Source organism: Oleiphilus sp. HI0128 (genome assembly GCF_001635365.1).
In genome coordinates this window covers 1-784 of record NZ_LWGG01001312.1, presented here as the reverse complement: position 1 = coordinate 784, position 784 = coordinate 1, and the positions used below count along the sequence as shown (strand labels likewise).

1 protein-coding gene is annotated in these 784 nt (G+C 44.5%); it reads left to right on the top strand.

The features are described 5' to 3' along the window. Positions 1 to 770: HAMP domain-containing histidine kinase (locus A3763_RS29055; protein ID WP_197483041.1), on the top strand; the 770-nt coding region annotated here is incomplete at its 5' end. Positions 771 to 784: the final 14 nt, after the last annotated feature.

The window sequence follows — 784 nt, the reverse complement described above, 5'->3', positions numbered from 1 at the left end:
GTGTAGAGTTTTTTCGCCGTCAGGCTTTCCAGGAGCAGCGCTTCTTATTTCAAAAAATGCAGAGTTTGCAGTCTTTGGCCGGTAATATCGCCAATGACATGAGAGGGCCTTTAGATCAATTACATGCCTTTGTTGAACATGCTGCATTGGTACGAGCGGAGCTAAAAGATGAGAGATATTTAGATAGTCCCTATAGCCAAGCTCATGTGGCTATCGCGCGAAGTGCTCAGGTGATCGACATGAGTCTAGGTCTGGTGAAGGATGAACCCATCGATGTAAGTACCTTCAAGGTGCTTTCAATTCAGAGTGTAGTAACGAAGAGTTTGGCAGAGTATGTGTTTATGCCAGGAGAGCGAGAGAGAATACGAACAGACTTACGCCAAGACTTCTTGTTCAAAGGTGATGAATGGTTATTGATTTATGCTTTGTTTAACATACTAAAAACGGCCATCAATCACTCTGTCGTGGCTAAAGGCGAAGAGATCACTATTGATAGTCGGGTTGAGGGTGGCCGTAATGTATTATTATTGCGTTATAAAGAAGGTGTTCAGCGTTCTCAGCTAGAAGGTTTAAGAGTTGTGGATGAAGATTCATCTAACCTTGATCTGGCGACCGTCTATTATCGACGGGTCATGAGCGCTTTAGGGGGGGCGATAAGTTATTCCACTGACTCGGAGCAATGCACCGAAATTCTATTGGTTTTCCCCTGTTTAAGAACGGGAGGCGGTGATAGTGAATCGATTCTGGATGAGCTGAGCGTTGCTCCTTAGCACTCTATATCTCT